Consider the following 15,036-nt stretch of genomic DNA (forward strand, 5'->3'; position numbering starts at 1 on the left):
CACGTGTCCGAAGTAACAAGTATTTCTGTTTATCTGGATCAACTGCCAGAAGTTGATCGAACCAACAAAAAACAGGCGGTAAATGCGCGCCGTGGCGGGATTTTGCACGGCACCAAGATCGCCACGACTGCAGGGTGGAAGCCGGTCGAACGGATCGCGGTAGGTGATCTGGTTCGAACCCTCGATCATGGGTTCAAAGAGGTTCGGCGCATCTCAATAAGCGTTGTGGTCATTCCGGCCGATGAACGCCGGGTCGAGTTCCTGCCGGTCCTCGTGCCCGCCCACGCTGCATATAACGGGCGAGCTGTCTGGTTGATGCCCGAACAGGGCATGGCGCTGAACCTGTCCCGGATCAACGCCAAGGCCGATGGACCTTCGGTGTTGCCCGCGCGTTTGCTGAACGGAGCCGGTCGCCTGACGTCACAGGCACCGGGGTCGTCTTTTGAAGTGTTTTCCTTGTTCTTTGATGATGATCAGGTGATCTTTGTCGAAGGCGGATTGCAGGCCTATTGCCCGTCCGGTCGCTTCAACATGCGCGGCGCAACTACGGGAACACGGTATGAAGTCGCGACCGAAGAGGTTGCCTCCGACCTGATCCATTCGCTTATAAGCAGAGGCGATATGTCGGCTCTTGCTAACCCATTGGGTGCGCTGCCTGCACCCATTCCCCAGGAACCGATTTTTCCGATCCGCCCGCCATTTGGGGTCAGGCGACCGGGTCGACCGGGACGCCCAAGCGCGCCGGTTCTGTTCCTGCGGCCCGAATGGCAGATCTAACCAAACACTGACAAGAACGATGCGGGCGCATGATGACATGCGCCCGCGTCATTGGATTAAGCGGCTTTTGCTTCGGGGTTGAAGCGACCGTAGAAGCTCTGACCTTTTTCTGCCATCTCGCGCAGCAGCGGCGGGCAGGCAAAGCGTTCGCCGTATGTCTCGGCCAATTGATCACAACGCTCGGCCGCATAGGGCGTGCCGATGATGTCCAGCCAGCTGAACGGACCACCCGACCACGGGGCAAACCCCCAGCCCAGAATTGCACCGACATCGCCCTCGCGGATGTCTTCCAGAACACCTTCTTCCAGTGCGCGGACCGCTTCCAGAACCTGAGCAAACATCAGACGTTCCTGCACTTCGATCAGGTCAGGCTGGTCATCGGCAAGCGGATACTTCTCTTGCAGGCCCTTCCAGTATTCGACGCGCTTGCCCTTTTCGTCATAGTCGAAGAAACCCGCGTTCACCTTGCGACCCAGACGGCCCTGTTCCTCCATCCAGAAGATCAAATCGTCCGAGGGGCTTTCCGGATAGGCATCGCCCATCGCCGCCTTTGTCGCGCGGGCGATCTTGGCACCCAGATCAATCGAGGTTTCGTCGGTCAACTGGATCGGACCGACCGGGAAACCCAACTGCCGCGCGGCGTTGTCGATCAAAATGGGGCTGACGCCTTCAGTGACCATGCGCGCGCCTTCGTTGATATATGGAATGATGCAGCGGTTTGCGTAGAAGAAACGCGCATCGTTGACCACGATCGGGGTCTTGCGGATCTGGCGCACATAGTCCAGCGCCTTGGCCACCGCACGATCCCCGGTTTCCTTGCCCTTGATAATCTCGACCAGGAACATCTTCTCGACCGGTGAGAAGAAGTGGATGCCGATGAACTGGTCTGCCCGCACCGAGGCTTTGGCCAGATCGCTGATCGGCAGGGTCGAGGTGTTCGATGCAAAGATGCAGTCCTCGGGGATAATCGCCTCGACCTTCTTGGTCATCTCAGCCTTGACGCCCATGTCTTCAAAGACGGCTTCGATAATCAGGTCACACCCTTTCAGGTTGTCCAGATCCGGCGTCGCGGTGATGCGACCCAGCATGGCCTCTTTTTTCTCAGCCGTGACCTTGCCGCGCTTCATGCCTTTGTCGAGATAGGTATCGGTATAGGCTTTGCCTTTGTCTGCAGCCTCCTGGTCGCGGTCGATCAGAACCACTTCCATACCGGCCTGCGCCGAAACCAGGGCGATACCAGCCCCCATCATGCCCGCGCCCAGAACACCGATCTTCTTGACCGACTGATCCGGGACACCGGCGGGGCGCACGGCGCCTTTTTCCAGCGCTTCCTTGTTCAGGAACAGCGACCGGATCATCGCACCTGACGAAGGGTTCATCAGCACGGACGTGAACCAGCGCGCTTCGATTTTCAGCGCGGTGTCGAAATCCACCAGAGCGCCTTCGTAAACCGCGCTCAGCAGAGCCTTGGCTGCCGGGAAAGCCCCTTGGGTCTTGCCGTTCACCATCGCCGACGCGCCAACGAAGTTCATGAAGCCCGCAGGATGATAGGGGGCGCCACCGGGCATCTTATAACCCTTCGCGTCCCATGGCTTGACCAGATCGGCGTCCTTGGCGTTCAGCACCCATTCCTTAGCCGCTGTCATTGGATCGGCTGCAATTTCGTCGACATAGCCTGCGCCCTTGGCTTTCTTGACGTCCAGCATCTTGCCTTCCAGCAACAGCGGTGCCGCCGCAATGGCGCCAACTTTGCGGACCATGCGGGTGGTGCCGCCCGCACCGGGGAAGATGCCGACCATGATCTCGGGCAGGCCGTACTTCGCCTTTGGGTTTTCAGCCGCGAAGATACGATGGGTGGACAGCGGCAGTTCCATACCGATGCCCGCAGCGGTCCCCGGCAGAACTGTAGCAATCGGCTTGCCACCTTTCTTGTTCTTGGGGTCCATGCCAGCCAGTTCGATCTTGCGCAACAGGGCGTGCATTTTCATCGTTCCCTCGAACAGACCCTTGGCCGGATTGTCGCCCGCCTGTTCTTTCATCACCGCCAGCAGGTTCAGATCCATGCCGCCCGCAAATGACCCTTCCTTGCCCGAAGTTACGATGATGCCTTTCACCTCATCGTCGGCCAGCGCCTGATCGATGCAATCGCTCAATTCTGCTAGCCCATCAAAGGACATCACGTTCATGGTCTTCCCGGGCACGTCCCAGGTGATCGTGGCGACGCCGTCTGCGTCTTTGCTCAGAGTGAAATCAGTCATTGTCATCTCCAATCTGGTCAGCCGTCAGCGGGCTGCCATCTTTGCGTGTGAAGGAGAATCCGTTCTCATCAACCTTCACCATCATGTCCATGTCGCTGTAATAGCCGGTCTCGGTCGGGGTCCGTGTGCCCACCACCAGAAAGGTCATGGGCGCATCGGTCTTGTTCACAAGATGATGGCCGTTGGCCTCACCTGCGGGCCAGGCAGCGCAATCGCCGGGCTGCATCTCGTTTTCGCCATCATCATCGACCAGCGTGCACGAGCCGGTGAGGATGATGGCAAACTCGTCCTGCTTCATGTGGTAATGGCGCAGCGAGGACAGGCCCTGCGGTTCCAGCCGCACGATGTTGACCCCGTATTGGGTCAGCCCGCCCGCATCGCCCACCCGCTGCGCGAAGCGACCTGCGGTCGCTTCGGCCAGCTTGCCGGGATAGGCCGAGCCGCCCTGAAACGGGATCTGAGAAAGATCCAGCTTGGGCATCAGACGCGCTCGATAATGGTTGCCGCACCCATGCCGGATGCAATGCAAAGCGTGGCCAGACCGGTTTCCTTGTCCTGACGCTCAAGCTCATCCAGCAGCGTACCGATGATCATCGCACCCGTGGCACCCAGCGGGTGACCCATCGCGATCGAGCCACCGTTGACGTTGACCAGTGCAGGATCGACATCAAATGCCTGCTGGAAACGCAGCACGACCGAGGCGAAGGCTTCGTTCACTTCAAACAGGTCCAGATCGCTGATCTTCATGCCATTGTCGGCCAAAATCTTCTCGGTCACCGGTACCGGGCCGGTCAGCATAATGGTTGGATCGGTGCCAATCTTGGCGGTGGCCTTGATGCGAGCACGCGGCTTGAGGCCGTATTTCTCGCCAAATTCCTTGTTGCCGATCAGAACAGCAGCGGCTCCGTCCACGATGCCCGAGCTGTTGCCTGCATGGTGGATGTGGTTTATGCGTTCAAGATGGGGGTATTTCAGCATCGCAACCTTGTCGAAGCCAGGCATCTGTTCGCCCATCATTGCGAATGACGGGTTCAAAGCGCCGAGGCTCTGCATATCGGTGCCCGGACGCATGTATTCATCGCGGTCCAGAATGGTCAGACCGTTTTGATCCTTGACGGTGATCACGGATTTCTCAAACCGGTTGTCGGCCCAGGCTTCCGCAGCACGTCTTTGCGATTCAACCGCCAGCGCATCCGCGTCATCACGGGTAAAGCCATACTCGGTGGCAATGATGTCGGCCGAGATGCCCTGAGGCACGAAATAGGTCTCCATCGCCAGCGAGGGGTCAACGGCGATTGCTGCACCGTCGCTGCCCATGGCCACGCGACCCATCATCTCGACACCGCCTGCAATGTAGGCATCGCCCGCGCCGCCTTTCACCTGGTTTGCGGCCAGGTTCACGGCTTCCATGCCCGAGGCGCAGAAACGGTTGATCGCCAGACCTGGGATCGACTGGTCGAGGTCGGACGCCAGAACGGCCGAGCGCGCCAGACAGCCGCCTTGCTCCATCACTTGCGTGACGTTTCCCCAGATCACGTCTTCGACAGCGTGACCTTCTAGGTTGTTGCGCTCTTTCACCGCGTTCAGGGTCAGGGCGGACAGGCGCACCGAGGTTACCTCGTGCAGGCTGCCATCCTTGCGGCCCTTGCCGCGCGGCGTGCGCAGGGCGTCATAGATATAGGCTTCGGTCATGGGTCTTCTCCTCAAGCTCGATCCGACGGGTTGCCGGGCATCAGGTCATAGGGGTGTTTCCAGCCGGGCTGTTCGGACAAGCGGGTCAGCCAGGCGTCGATATGGGGCCAGTCGGCACGGTCAAAACCGAATGGTTCAGGGTAATACAGATAGCCGCAGCAGCTAAGGTCGGCGTTGGTCACGCCGTCGCCGACGATCCAGTCGCGGCCTTCCAGATGCGCGTTCAGGATCTCATAAGCTGCTTTCAAACGTCCTTTATTGAATGCAATGACGTCAGGGTTGCGGTGCTGCTCGGGTAGGAAATTGATCAGGAACCGCGTCAAACCAGCCATTGAGCTGAGTTTGTGATTGTCCCACAAAACCCAACGCAGAATATCGTAGTTTTCTTCCCGGTCCTTGCCACCGAACTTGCCGGATTTCTCTGTGACATAGGCCTGAATCGCGCCGGATTGGCTGGTGCGAAAATCTCCATCGACAAGAACAGGTGCCTCACCCAACTCGTTTACATCAGCACGATATTCCGGCGTGCGGGTTACACCTTTGAAGAAATCGACAAAGACCGGTTCCCACTCCAATCCGGACATTTCCAGAGCCAAAGCAGCTTTGTAGCTGTTTCCACTTTCTCCGAAGCAATGAAGTTTGATGGTCATGTGCTCGCCCCTCCCAAGGCGCATTTGGCTAGGCCGGATTTGAGTATTTTTGAAAAGATGAAGGGCAGTAGGTAACCTTTCATCAACCATCTTCGTATTCAGTGGTCGTGCAGTACAGGCTGGAGAGCCGATGACCGCAAAAGGTGAAGTCGTTCCTGTCCTGATGGCGAGTGCGCCCGGTGGCAGGGACGCATCGCCGCTTCATCTTTTCACAAATACTCCCGCCGGAGGCGTCCGGCATTCAAATTAAAGGCGCCGTTGAGTTTTCTCCGCAGCAGTTCACCTCTTCCGTGCCTCAAGTTCGGAATTGAAGATGCGTAGGCGGTGGGTCAGGTTCTCCTCATCAATCACGCTGTTGAAATTCTCGAACAAGAAAGACAGCGCCTCGCCTTCGTCCAGACCAGCATCCCGCGCGAACGCTTTGAGTTTGCGATACCCATCTTCAGTCATCGCAACCGGAAAGCGGCGGGTCAGGCGAAAACGTTTTGGCATTTGGTCTCCTCCGGTAAGCTGGGTCCGGGCGGTGTTGCCCGGACCCAGACTGAGTTCAGAAGTTCGCCGCGTCTAGTGCCATTACCGTGTCCGCACCGGTCTGAATGCGCGCAAGATGCATCGCTGTCGCTGGCAGGCGGCGCGCCATGTAGAAGCGACCGGTGTTGATCTTGGTCTCGTAGAACTCTTTGTCCGACGCATTACTGTCCAGAGCGTTCTGCGCGGCCTTGGCCATCTGCGCCCACATCAGACCCAGGCAAACATGGCCGAACATGTGCATGAAGTCATAGGACCCGGACAGTGCGTTATTCGGGTTCTTCATGCCTTCCTGCATGAAATACATGCCTGCGGCCTGAAGATCCTTGGACGCGGCCTTCAGCGGTTCGATGAAGGCTTTATCGTAAGCTTCGTCCTTGCCGCCGTTTTCTTTGCAGAAGCTTTTGACCATCTCGAAGAAGGCCATGACGTGTTTGCCGCCATCCTGCGCCAGTTTGCGACCCACAAGGTCAAGCGCCTGAACGCCATTTGCGCCTTCGTAGATCATCGCGATGCGGGCGTCGCGGGTGTATTGTGACATACCCCATTCTTCGATGTAGCCATGGCCACCATAGACCTGCTGCGCCTGAACGGTCATGTCGTAACCTTCGTCGGTCAGGAAGCCTTTGATGACCGGAGTCAGCAACGAGATCAGCCCGTCTGCATCCTTGTCTCCCGCGCGGTGCGCCTTGTCGATCATTGTCGCGCCCCAAAGGATGAACGCGCGTGCGCCTTCGGTAAAGCTTTTCTGATCCATCAGGTTGCGACGGATGTCAGGATGCACGATCAGAGGATCGGCCGGACCATCCGGATTTTTGACACCGGTCACATCGCGACCCTGCAAACGGTCTTTGGCGTATTCCAGAGCGTTCTGATAGGCCGCTTCGGCTTGCGACAGGCCCTGCATGCCCACACCCAGACGCGCTTCGTTCATCATGGTGAACATGGCGCGCATGCCCTTGTGCTCTTCGCCCAGCAGCCAGCCGGTGGCTTCGTCATAGTTCATGACGCAGGTCGAGTTGCCGTGGATGCCCATTTTCTCTTCGATCTTTCCGACCGATACGCCGTTGCGTTCGCCCAGGCTGCCGTCTTCGTTCACAATGAATTTGGGCACAATAAACAGCGACACGCCTTTGATGCCCTCGGGGCCACCTGGGATCTTGGCCAGCACCAGGTGGATGATGTTGTTTGCCATGTCGTGGTCGCCGGCCGAGATAAAGATCTTCTGGCCGGAAATCTTATAGCTGCCATCACCCTGCGGTTCTGCCTTGGTACGCATCAGGCCCAGATCGGTGCCACAATGCGGTTCGGTCAGGTTCATGGTGCCGGTCCATTCACAGCTGACCATGTTGGGCAGGTATTTGTTCTTCTGCTCGTCTGTCCCGTGCGCCAGAATGGCCGAGGCCGCGCCATGGGTCAGGCCCTGATACATGGTGAAAGCCTGGTTGGAGCCCGAGAACATCTCACCCACGGCCGTACCGATCACGTAGGGCATGTTCTGGCCACCATATTCTTCCGGCATGTCGAGGCCAGTCCAGCCACCTTCCTTCATCTGCTCGAACGCGTCTTTGAACCCGGTAGGTGTGTACACAATGCCGTTTTCCAACCGGCACCCTTCGGTGTCACCAACAACGTTCAAAGGATGCAGGACGTTGGCGGCAACCTTGCCTGCTTCTTCCAGAACTGCGCCGGTGAATTCGGCCTCCAGTTCATCATAGCCGGGGATGTCCGACTGCGAGACTTTCAGAACATCGTGCAGAATGAACTGCATGTCTTTGGTTGGCGCGTTGTAAACGGGCATGTGAAGCTCCCTTAATTCATATGTCCGGAAAGCAGGGCGAGGTTACTCGGCCGCCTTCTTTTCCTGTTTCATTGAGGCGATGACTTTCTCGCCCCAGCGCAACTGCTCTTTCAGATCGTCGATGGCCTGCGTCAGCTCTTCGCGGCGCGATTCCATGTCAGCCAGACGTTCGCACGCGATTTCATAAGTGCGATTCATCTGGGTGACCTGTTGATCGCCCACATGGTAGAGATCCAGCAGCTGTCGAATTTCCTCGAGGCTGAACCCGAATCTTTTGCCGCGCAGGATCAGCTTCAGCCGCGCCCGGTCACGTTTGGTGAACAGACGTTTTTGGCCTTCGCGGATCGGGAACAGTAGTTCCTTTGCCTCGTAGAACCGCAAGGTGCGTGGTGTGACATCATAGGTCTCGCACATCTCGCGAATGGTCATCACATCTTCGGTCATTCGTCATACTCTCGTCACTGGCGTCATGAGACATGAGTTGCGCAGTTGGTGGGCGCTTTACAACATGTGAGTGACGTTTACGTAATCCAGACGCTGCGTCACTTTTAAGTTGACGTAACATCCGTGCACGTAAGCAGCTTCCGGTGTAATTTTGTTACCGTTACGTCAACTAATTTCCGGCATGAATAAACGGGTGCCTTGAAGGGAATGCGCACCGGTTTTGACAGGTTCTGCCACCTGCAATGCTTTGTTATGAAATATCGGAAAAGGTTATTCCAGCGACTTGGCCGTTTGGTCGCGCAGGCTTTTGAGTTCGTCCATTGCCTCATCCAGCTGCTGTCGCTGCTGCTGAAGCTCACTCATCTGGCGGTCCGCCATTTCGACAAAGGTGGCCATCTGGGCCTCGTTTCCCTGATCTTCATAGATCAGTAGCCATTGGCGAATCTCTTCTAGAGGAAAACCAAACTTTCGGCCGCGCATGATCAGTTTCATCCGCGCGCATTCCCGGGCCCCATAAAAGCGCGAACGCCCTTCGCGGTCCGGTTGCAAAAGCTCGATATATTCGTAGTAGCGCAAGGTGCGCGGTGTCACTTCAAACTCGGCGCACATTTCTTTGAATGACAAACGGTTGTTGGACATTCCCGGTCTCCTCGTCAGCAACCTAGGCGGTCCCGATCCCAAGCGCAACAGGTAGGCTTGCTCTTTACCGGAACACCGGCTCATAAAGGCGGTGCAGAGAACAGGACGCATACCCATGGTCGGTAAGACAGTTTTAGCCCGCCAGTTTATCGAGGCGATCCCCCATGCGCGGGCATTGAACCTTACGCTCACGCAGATCGGCGAAGGTGAGGCAGAGATAACCTTGCCCTACAACGAAGACCTGATCGGGGATCCGCGCACAGGGGTGATTCATGGGGGGGCGATATCCACGATCCTGGACACCTGTTGTGGTGCTGCGGTGATGAGCCACCCGTCGGCCCCCGGAGGAACCGCAACAATCGATCTGCGGATAGACTATATGCGCGCGGCGACGCCAGGTCAGACGATTACTGCGCATGCCGTCTGTCACCATATCACGCGAAACGTTGCCTTCGTGCGGGCCACCGCAATGGACAACGACACGGATCTGCCTGTGGCGACTGCCTCGGGCTCTTTTACGGTTGAAGGGAAGTAATATGCCAAGACCTCGTCCCGAGCCGATGCAGGTGGTCAAGCAGCGCCGCGATGCAGCCCTACGCGCGCTTGTTGACGGCGTACCGTATATACGTTTTCTGAACATCAGTTTCGACAGGCGCGGGGATGAGCTGACCGGCGTTTTGAATTTCGATGACAAGCTGATCGGCAATCCGTTTCTGCCTGCAATTCATGGCGGCGTAACCGCTGCCTTTTTGGAGGTGACAGCCGTTATCACGCTGAGCTGGGAACACATATTCCCAAGTATAGAAAACGGTGAGATCGATGCAGATGCCATCGTGTCAGACGAAAGCATCCGGTTTCCGAAGACGATCGACTTTACCGTCGACTATCTGCGTTCCGGCTTGCCGCGAGACGCCTATGCGAGGGCGTTTATCAGCCGGTCCGGGCGGCGTTACGCCTCGGTACGGGTTGAAGCCTGGCAGGACAATCATGCGAAACTGTTTGCGCAGGCCTCCGGGCATTTCTTGATGCCGCAACCTGCCAGAGACAAGAGCTGACCATGCAGGACGCCTCGGCGCCCATCACGCATGGACGGGTGCTGAAGATCGCGGTGCCGATTGTCCTGTCGAACGCCACGGTCCCGATTCTGGGGGCAGTGGATACCGGCGTTGTCGGTCAGTTAGGGCAGGCTGCGCCTATCGGGGCGGTCGGGATCGGCGCAGTTATCCTGTCAACGATCTACTGGATCTTCGGCTTCTTGCGGATGGGAACCACCGGGATGGCGGCGCAGGCACGCGGGGCAGGCGACGCTGTTGAAACCCGCGCTTTGCTGATGCGTGGTCTGATGCTTGGCGGCGCGGCCGGGTTGTTCTTTATCCTCACCCAAGTGGCTGTGTTCGCGGGTGCGTTCGCTTTATCTCCGGCAAGTCCCGAGGTCGAAACGCTGGCCCACGCCTATCTTGAGATTCGAATTTGGGGCGCGCCTGCCACTATCGCGCTTTATGCGGTTACCGGATGGTTGATTGCGGTTGAACGCACGCGCGGGGTTTTTGTTCTTCAGGTCTGGATGAACGGATTGAACATCGTTCTGGATCTATGGTTCGTGCTTGGTCTCGGCTGGGGTGTCGAAGGGGTTGCCATAGCCACTTTGATTGCGGAATGGACAGGTCTGGCGCTGGGCCTTTGGCTGTGTCGGGATGGGTTCGAAGACGGAACCTGGCGTGACTGGGCCCGCATATTTGATGCCGTTCGGCTGCACCGGATGTTGCAGGTCAACGGCGATATCATGATCCGGTCGGTTTTGCTAACCGGATCCTTCACGACCTTTCTTTTCGTCGGTTCCGATCTGGGTGATGTCAATCTGGCGGCCAATCAGGTCTTGCTTCAGTTTCTAGAAATCACAGCTTTTGCGCTGGACGGGTTTGCCTTTTCCGCCGAGGCGCTAGTCGGAAGCGCGGTGGGTGCCAGAGACAGGTATCAGATGCGCCGCGCGTCCGTCATGACTTCGCAATGGGGTGTTGGCGGTGCCCTGTTACTGGGTGTGGTTTTCTTTGTCGCCGGACCGGCGTTGATCGACCTCATGTCAACATCGCCGCAGGTGCGCGAGGCCGGGCGCGAGTTTCTTATCTGGGCCGCGTTGGCACCCGTTATAGGCGTGGCAAGCTGGATGTTTGACGGCATCTACATAGGTGCTACATGGACCCGCGCCATGCGTAGCGCGATGTTCCAATCGGTCGCTATCTATCTGGTTGCGCTGTTCATTCTGGTGCCAAGTTTCGGAAACCACGGCCTGTGGGCCGCGTTGATGGTGCTTAATATAGCACGTGGCGTGACTTTGGGATGGCGCTATCCCAAGCTCGAGGCGCAGGTGGCCTAGAGCAGCGCAAGAAGGTTTTCCGGCGGACGCCCTATGGCGGCCTTATCCCCCGCAATTGCAAGCGGACGCTCAATCAGGATCGGGTTTTCAGCCATGGCCCGGATCAGGGCGTCGTCTGGCGAAGCCTTTGTCAGCCCCAGTTCCTTGAACCGAGATTCTCCGGTACGAATCATCTCAACGGGCGAAAGCCCCAAGGCGGATTGTGCCGCTCGCAGCTCATCGATTGATGGTGCATCCTCAAGATATTTGCGCACCGTGACCCGTGCGCCATTCTTTTCCAGTAATGCAAGACCCGCGCGGGATTTTGAACAGCGCGGGTTGTGCCAATATTCGATCATAGCCAGTCCTCTCGTTTGCTGCCGACGGCTTGGGCTACATTCTCAAAGCCGTCGCGGGCCAGTAGTTCATCCAGCCCGTTCGCAATGTCCGCCGCCAGAGAAATGCCGCCATACACCATCGCCGTATAGAACTGCACAGCAGATGCCCCGGCGCAGATCTTGGCATAGGCCTGTTCCGCATTGCTGATGCCACCGACGCCGATCAGGGGAATGTCACCCCCGGTCAACTGGCTGAGCCGCGCCAGAACACGTGTTGATTTCTCGAACAGCGGTGCGCCGGACAGCCCGCCGGTTTCACCTTTGTGCGAACTGCGCAGCCCGTCGCGTGACAGGGTGGTGTTGGTGGCGATCACGGCATCCACACGGGTCTCGCGCGCAACCTCGGCAATGTTCTGCAACTCGGCATCGGTCAGGTCCGGCGCGATTTTCAGGAAGATGGGCAGCGGGCGAGGCAGCGCATCCCGGGTTTCAATCACACTGTTCAAAAGTGCGCTCAGCGCTGCTTTGCCCTGCAAATCCCGCAGCTTTTCCGTATTCGGGGATGACACGTTGACCGTGGCAAAATCCAGATGCGCGGCACAATGCGCCAGCACCTTGACGAAATCACCTGCGCGATCCTCGCTGTCCTTGTTGGCGCCCAGATTCAGGCCGATCACCCCATTCTTGGGGCGATCAGCAAGCCGTTTTGCCATCACCTCCATGCCTTCGTTGTTGAAGCCAAAACGGTTGATCGCCGCTTTGTCCTCGGTCAGGCGAAACAGGCGGGGTTTGGGGTTTCCCGGTTGGGGGCGCGGTGTGACGGCGCCGACTTCGATGAAGCCGAATCCTGCGCGTGACAGCGGCGTCAGAACCTCACCGTTCTTGTCGAAGCCCGCGGCCAATCCTACCGGGTTAGGCAGGTCCAAACCTGCAAGGCTGGTTTTCAGGCGCGGCGTTGCCACCGGCCCCGGCGCAGGCGCAAGCCCCGCCTTCAAAGCCCTGATCGACATTCCGTGGGCGGTCTCGGGGTCCATGCAATGCAGGGCCGCAAGCCCGAACTTCTCGGTCAGTTTCATCCAAACGCTTTCCCGCTTTTGCTTGATCCGCACCGGATCAGGCGCGAGGTTTCTACCGCAGCCTGCCGATGGACCACCGCTGCCCGGTACACCGGGTCAGTCACCATTTCCAGAAACGCATATGCAGTCGGATAGCGTGCGATAAAGACGGCATCCCATACCTCATCAGCCGGTCCGATCAGAGTCGTTTCAAATACACCCCGCCACAGGATGCTTGCCCCGATACGGCCAATGATTGCGGCGGTTTCAGTCCCGTATTTCTGATAGGCCTGCGCCCCGGTCAGCCCTGCGCCGGCCAATTCATGCGAACTGGGATACTGCGCCTCGGCGCGGAACTTCACTAGATTGAGCATCTCGATCGGCCGGTCGCGGTCCAGGGCCTTGAACGCCTCGAACTGGGCGCGATCCGGATCGACATAGGATGTCATGCCATGTCCTCGGGAAACCGATGTGCCGTACCGACAAAAGGCAGCGGACGCGCCCAGACAACATCGCTTAACCTGATCTGACGATACAGATGCGGAAACAGGGCGTTTCCTCGCGACACTTCCCATTTCAGGTCATCGCCCATGGCGTCGGCATCACATGCCAACAGTGTAAGCCCTTCAACGCCGGCAAAATGCTTGGCGGCGGTTTCAGCCGCTTGTTCAGCGGTGGAAAAGTGAACAAACCCGTCTGACACGTCAATGGGTGCTCCGTCTGTGGCGCCCAGACTTTGCAGTTCAGCCCATTCGTCGGTTCGGAAAATCTTGTAGATCAGCATGATGACCTGATGCCCCGCACGGCGCTTGGAATCAAGCTGGATTTCTCCTTTGACTCTCAGTCGACATAAGCGCACGATCCCCGGCAATAATAATAGGGAGTTCCAAGATGTTGACCCGATTTTTAACTTCGGTTGCGGTGGTGGGCCTGACTGCGGGCGTCGCGGCAGCCGACTACAAGCTGACAATTCTGCACACCAACGATTTCCATTCGCGCTTTGAGCCGATCAACAAATACGACAGCGGATGCGGTGCGGAAGACAATGCGGAAGGTAAGTGCTTTGGCGGCTCGGCGCGCCTTGTTACGGCAGTTGCCGATGCGCGCGAGCGCGCAGAAAACTCGATTCTGGTGGATGGAGGTGACCAGTTCCAGGGGTCCCTTTTCTATACCTACTACAAGGGCAAGGTCGCGGCCGAGTTCATGAACAAGCTGGGCTATAACGCCATGACCGTTGGCAACCACGAGTTTGATGACGGCCCCGAAGTGTTGCGGGGGTTCATCGACTCGGTCGACTTCCCGGTCCTGATGTCCAACGCTGATATTCGCGACGAAGAGCTTTTGACGGACAGGATCAAGAAATCGACTGTTATCGAGGTGGGCGGCGAAAAGATCGGCCTGATCGGTCTGACCCCAATCGACACGGATGAGCTTGCCTCGCCCGGCCCCAACGTCACGTTCTCGGACCCGGTGCCAGCCGTGCAGGCCGAAGTCGATAAACTGACGGGTGAGGGCGTTAACAAGATCATCGTTCTCAGCCACTCCGGCTATGGCGTCGATCAGCGCGTCGCGCAAGAAACGACCGGCGTTGATGTGATCGTCGGCGGACATTCAAATACGTATCTTTCGAATGTGTCGGATAAGGCGGCAGGTCCGTACCCAACGGTGGTAAACGGCGTACAGATCGTTCAGGCCTATGCCTATGGCAAGTTTCTGGGCGAGTTGAACGTCACTTTCGATGACGACGGCAAAGTGGTCGAGGCAGTTGGCGAGCCTTTGATCATGGACAACGCAGTAACCGAGGATCAGGCCGCGCTGGACAGGATTGCGGAACTGGCGGTGCCTTTGGATGAAATCCGTAACAAGGTCGTTGCAAGCGCTGCGGAAGCTGTTGAAGGGGATCGCTCTATTTGCCGTGTGCAGGAATGCCAGATGGGCAACCTGGTCGCCGATGCGATGCTGGCGCGCGTGGCGGATCAGGGCGTTCAGATCGCCATTGCCAACTCGGGTGGGTTGCGGGCGTCCATCGACCCTGGCGATGTAACCATGGGCGAAGTTCTGGCTGTACTACCTTTCCAGAACACATTGTCGACCTTCGAAATCAGCGGACAGGGTGTCATTGACGCGCTGGAGAATGGCGTTAGTCAGGTGGAAGAAGTGAAAGGTCGTTTCCCGCAGGTCGCTGGTCTTAGCTTTACCTGGGACCCAAGCGTTGCACCGAACGAAGGACGCGTCAGCGAGGTGATGGTTGCCGACGGTGACGGTTTTATACCGATCGACCCGAACAAGACTTACCTTGTCGTCACCAACAACTTTGTTCGCAACGGCGGTGACGGGTACAAGATGTTCGAAGGCGACGACAAGAACGCCTATGACTTCGGCCCGGACCTTGCGGATGTAACCGCAGAATACCTGGCGGAAAATGCGCCCTATCAGCCCTATGTCGACGGGCGTATCAAGCAGAAATAACTGGGTTTACGACAAAGAAAAAAGCCGCATCC

17 protein-coding genes are annotated in these 15,036 nt (G+C 57.8%); 5 read left to right on the forward strand and 12 right to left on the reverse strand.

Annotated features, from left to right (window positions below; translation table 11 throughout):
• The first annotated feature begins 3 nt into the window (after window positions 1-3).
• The gene (locus tag ACR0ID_RS00075) at window positions 4-777 is read left to right on the forward strand and encodes a Hint domain-containing protein (RefSeq protein ID WP_480603060.1); all 774 of its coding nucleotides are present in this window, start codon (window positions 4-6) and stop codon (window positions 775-777) included.
• A gap of 56 nt (window positions 778-833) precedes the next feature.
• On the opposite strand, the gene ACR0ID_RS00080 is transcribed toward ACR0ID_RS00075, so the two are convergent.
• From ACR0ID_RS00080 to ACR0ID_RS00115, 8 genes are all read right to left on the reverse strand, one after another.
• The gene (locus tag ACR0ID_RS00080; RefSeq protein WP_480603062.1) at window positions 834-3,035 is read right to left on the reverse strand and encodes a 3-hydroxyacyl-CoA dehydrogenase NAD-binding domain-containing protein; all 2,202 of its coding nucleotides are present in this window, start codon (window positions 3,033-3,035) and stop codon (window positions 834-836) included.
• Window positions 3,028-3,516, reverse strand: coding sequence for a cupin domain-containing protein (locus ACR0ID_RS00085; protein ID WP_480603064.1), 489 nt, complete (start codon window positions 3,514-3,516; stop codon window positions 3,028-3,030). The genes ACR0ID_RS00080 and ACR0ID_RS00085 overlap by 8 nt, the downstream gene beginning before the upstream one ends.
• Complete coding sequence (locus tag ACR0ID_RS00090; RefSeq protein ID WP_480603066.1) at window positions 3,516-4,727, reverse strand: acetyl-CoA C-acetyltransferase; 1,212 nt, start codon at window positions 4,725-4,727, stop codon at window positions 3,516-3,518. Before ACR0ID_RS00090 ends, ACR0ID_RS00085 begins: the two co-directional genes overlap by 1 nt.
• Window positions 4,728-4,738: 11 nt before the next feature.
• A complete protein-coding gene (locus tag ACR0ID_RS00095; protein ID WP_480603068.1) occupies window positions 4,739-5,377 on the reverse strand; it encodes a glutathione S-transferase family protein in 639 nt (212 codons plus the stop codon).
• A 279-nt stretch (window positions 5,378-5,656) separates the two neighbouring features.
• Window positions 5,657-5,869 (reverse strand): hypothetical protein, encoded by a 213-nt coding sequence (locus ACR0ID_RS00100; protein WP_209503252.1) that lies wholly within the window; start codon window positions 5,867-5,869, stop codon window positions 5,657-5,659.
• Window positions 5,870-5,924: 55 nt separating this feature from the next.
• A complete protein-coding gene (locus ACR0ID_RS00105) occupies window positions 5,925-7,706 on the reverse strand; it encodes an acyl-CoA dehydrogenase C-terminal domain-containing protein (RefSeq protein ID WP_480517685.1) in 1,782 nt (593 codons plus the stop codon).
• Window positions 7,707-7,748: 42 nt separating this feature from the next.
• Window positions 7,749-8,150: a MerR family transcriptional regulator gene (locus ACR0ID_RS00110; protein ID WP_209503256.1), complete on the reverse strand. Its 402-nt coding sequence runs from the start codon at window positions 8,148-8,150 to the stop codon at window positions 7,749-7,751.
• 270 nt (window positions 8,151-8,420) lie between these two features.
• Complete coding sequence (locus ACR0ID_RS00115; protein ID WP_480603070.1) at window positions 8,421-8,789, reverse strand: MerR family transcriptional regulator; 369 nt, start codon at window positions 8,787-8,789, stop codon at window positions 8,421-8,423.
• A gap of 115 nt (window positions 8,790-8,904) precedes the next feature.
• Between ACR0ID_RS00115 and ACR0ID_RS00120 the strand changes: the two genes are divergently transcribed.
• Genes ACR0ID_RS00120 through ACR0ID_RS00130 form a run of 3 tightly spaced genes read left to right on the forward strand, consistent with a single transcriptional unit; the run spans window position 8,905 to window position 11,163 of the window.
• Window positions 8,905-9,324: a PaaI family thioesterase gene (locus tag ACR0ID_RS00120; RefSeq protein WP_480603072.1), complete on the forward strand. Its 420-nt coding sequence runs from the start codon at window positions 8,905-8,907 to the stop codon at window positions 9,322-9,324.
• Between the two features lies 1 nt (window position 9,325).
• Window positions 9,326-9,844: a PaaI family thioesterase gene (locus ACR0ID_RS00125; protein ID WP_480473536.1), complete on the forward strand. Its 519-nt coding sequence runs from the start codon at window positions 9,326-9,328 to the stop codon at window positions 9,842-9,844.
• Between the two features lie 2 nt (window positions 9,845-9,846).
• A complete protein-coding gene (locus ACR0ID_RS00130) occupies window positions 9,847-11,163 on the forward strand; it encodes an MATE family efflux transporter (RefSeq protein ID WP_480603074.1) in 1,317 nt (438 codons plus the stop codon).
• Here the strand turns inward: ACR0ID_RS00130 and arsC are convergent.
• Genes arsC through ACR0ID_RS00150 form a run of 4 tightly spaced genes read right to left on the reverse strand, consistent with a single transcriptional unit; the run spans window position 11,160 to window position 13,319 of the window.
• Window positions 11,160-11,501 carry an arsenate reductase (glutaredoxin) gene (gene arsC, locus ACR0ID_RS00135; protein ID WP_480603076.1) on the reverse strand — a complete coding sequence of 114 codons (342 nt, stop codon included), beginning with the start codon at window positions 11,499-11,501 and terminating at the stop codon, window positions 11,160-11,162. The two genes, ACR0ID_RS00130 and arsC, sit on opposite strands and share 4 nt — an antisense overlap.
• Window positions 11,498-12,556: a quinone-dependent dihydroorotate dehydrogenase gene (locus ACR0ID_RS00140; protein WP_480603078.1), complete on the reverse strand. Its 1,059-nt coding sequence runs from the start codon at window positions 12,554-12,556 to the stop codon at window positions 11,498-11,500. Before ACR0ID_RS00140 ends, arsC begins: the two co-directional genes overlap by 4 nt.
• Complete coding sequence (locus tag ACR0ID_RS00145; RefSeq protein WP_480603080.1) at window positions 12,553-12,984, reverse strand: DUF1330 domain-containing protein; 432 nt, start codon at window positions 12,982-12,984, stop codon at window positions 12,553-12,555. The genes ACR0ID_RS00140 and ACR0ID_RS00145 overlap by 4 nt, the downstream gene beginning before the upstream one ends.
• A complete protein-coding gene (locus tag ACR0ID_RS00150; protein WP_480473530.1) occupies window positions 12,981-13,319 on the reverse strand; it encodes a DUF952 domain-containing protein in 339 nt (112 codons plus the stop codon). The genes ACR0ID_RS00145 and ACR0ID_RS00150 overlap by 4 nt, the downstream gene beginning before the upstream one ends.
• Window positions 13,320-13,426: 107 nt before the next feature.
• Here ACR0ID_RS00150 and ACR0ID_RS00155 point away from each other — a divergent pair, with 107 nt between their 5' ends.
• On the forward strand, window positions 13,427-15,004 hold the full coding sequence (locus ACR0ID_RS00155) for a bifunctional metallophosphatase/5'-nucleotidase (protein ID WP_480517669.1): 1,578 nt from the start codon (window positions 13,427-13,429) through the stop codon (window positions 15,002-15,004).
• Window positions 15,005-15,036 lie beyond the last annotated feature (32 nt).

This window comes from Ruegeria sp. AL2, from assembly GCF_056540845.1.

Coding starts and splice junctions, on each gene's coding strand:
- ACR0ID_RS00090 (WP_480603066.1), bottom strand. CDS start 4,727: ATGACCGAAGCCTATATCTATGACGCCCTGCGCACGCCGCGCGGCAAG.
- ACR0ID_RS00120 (WP_480603072.1), top strand. CDS start 8,905: ATGGTCGGTAAGACAGTTTTAGCCCGCCAGTTTATCGAGGCGATCCCC.
- ACR0ID_RS00130 (WP_480603074.1), top strand. CDS start 9,847: ATGCAGGACGCCTCGGCGCCCATCACGCATGGACGGGTGCTGAAGATC.
- ACR0ID_RS00100 (WP_209503252.1), bottom strand. CDS start 5,869: ATGCCAAAACGTTTTCGCCTGACCCGCCGCTTTCCGGTTGCGATGACT.
- ACR0ID_RS00080 (WP_480603062.1), bottom strand. CDS start 3,035: ATGACTGATTTCACTCTGAGCAAAGACGCAGACGGCGTCGCCACGATC.
- ACR0ID_RS00155 (WP_480517669.1), top strand. CDS start 13,427: ATGTTGACCCGATTTTTAACTTCGGTTGCGGTGGTGGGCCTGACTGCG.
- arsC (WP_480603076.1), bottom strand. CDS start 11,501: ATGATCGAATATTGGCACAACCCGCGCTGTTCAAAATCCCGCGCGGGT.
- ACR0ID_RS00140 (WP_480603078.1), bottom strand. CDS start 12,556: ATGAAACTGACCGAGAAGTTCGGGCTTGCGGCCCTGCATTGCATGGAC.
- ACR0ID_RS00105 (WP_480517685.1), bottom strand. CDS start 7,706: ATGCCCGTTTACAACGCGCCAACCAAAGACATGCAGTTCATTCTGCAC.
- ACR0ID_RS00085 (WP_480603064.1), bottom strand. CDS start 3,516: ATGCCCAAGCTGGATCTTTCTCAGATCCCGTTTCAGGGCGGCTCGGCC.
- ACR0ID_RS00150 (WP_480473530.1), bottom strand. CDS start 13,319: ATGCTGATCTACAAGATTTTCCGAACCGACGAATGGGCTGAACTGCAA.
- ACR0ID_RS00095 (WP_480603068.1), bottom strand. CDS start 5,377: ATGACCATCAAACTTCATTGCTTCGGAGAAAGTGGAAACAGCTACAAA.
- ACR0ID_RS00110 (WP_209503256.1), bottom strand. CDS start 8,150: ATGACCGAAGATGTGATGACCATTCGCGAGATGTGCGAGACCTATGAT.
- ACR0ID_RS00125 (WP_480473536.1), top strand. CDS start 9,326: ATGCCAAGACCTCGTCCCGAGCCGATGCAGGTGGTCAAGCAGCGCCGC.
- ACR0ID_RS00145 (WP_480603080.1), bottom strand. CDS start 12,984: ATGACATCCTATGTCGATCCGGATCGCGCCCAGTTCGAGGCGTTCAAG.
- ACR0ID_RS00115 (WP_480603070.1), bottom strand. CDS start 8,789: ATGTCCAACAACCGTTTGTCATTCAAAGAAATGTGCGCCGAGTTTGAA.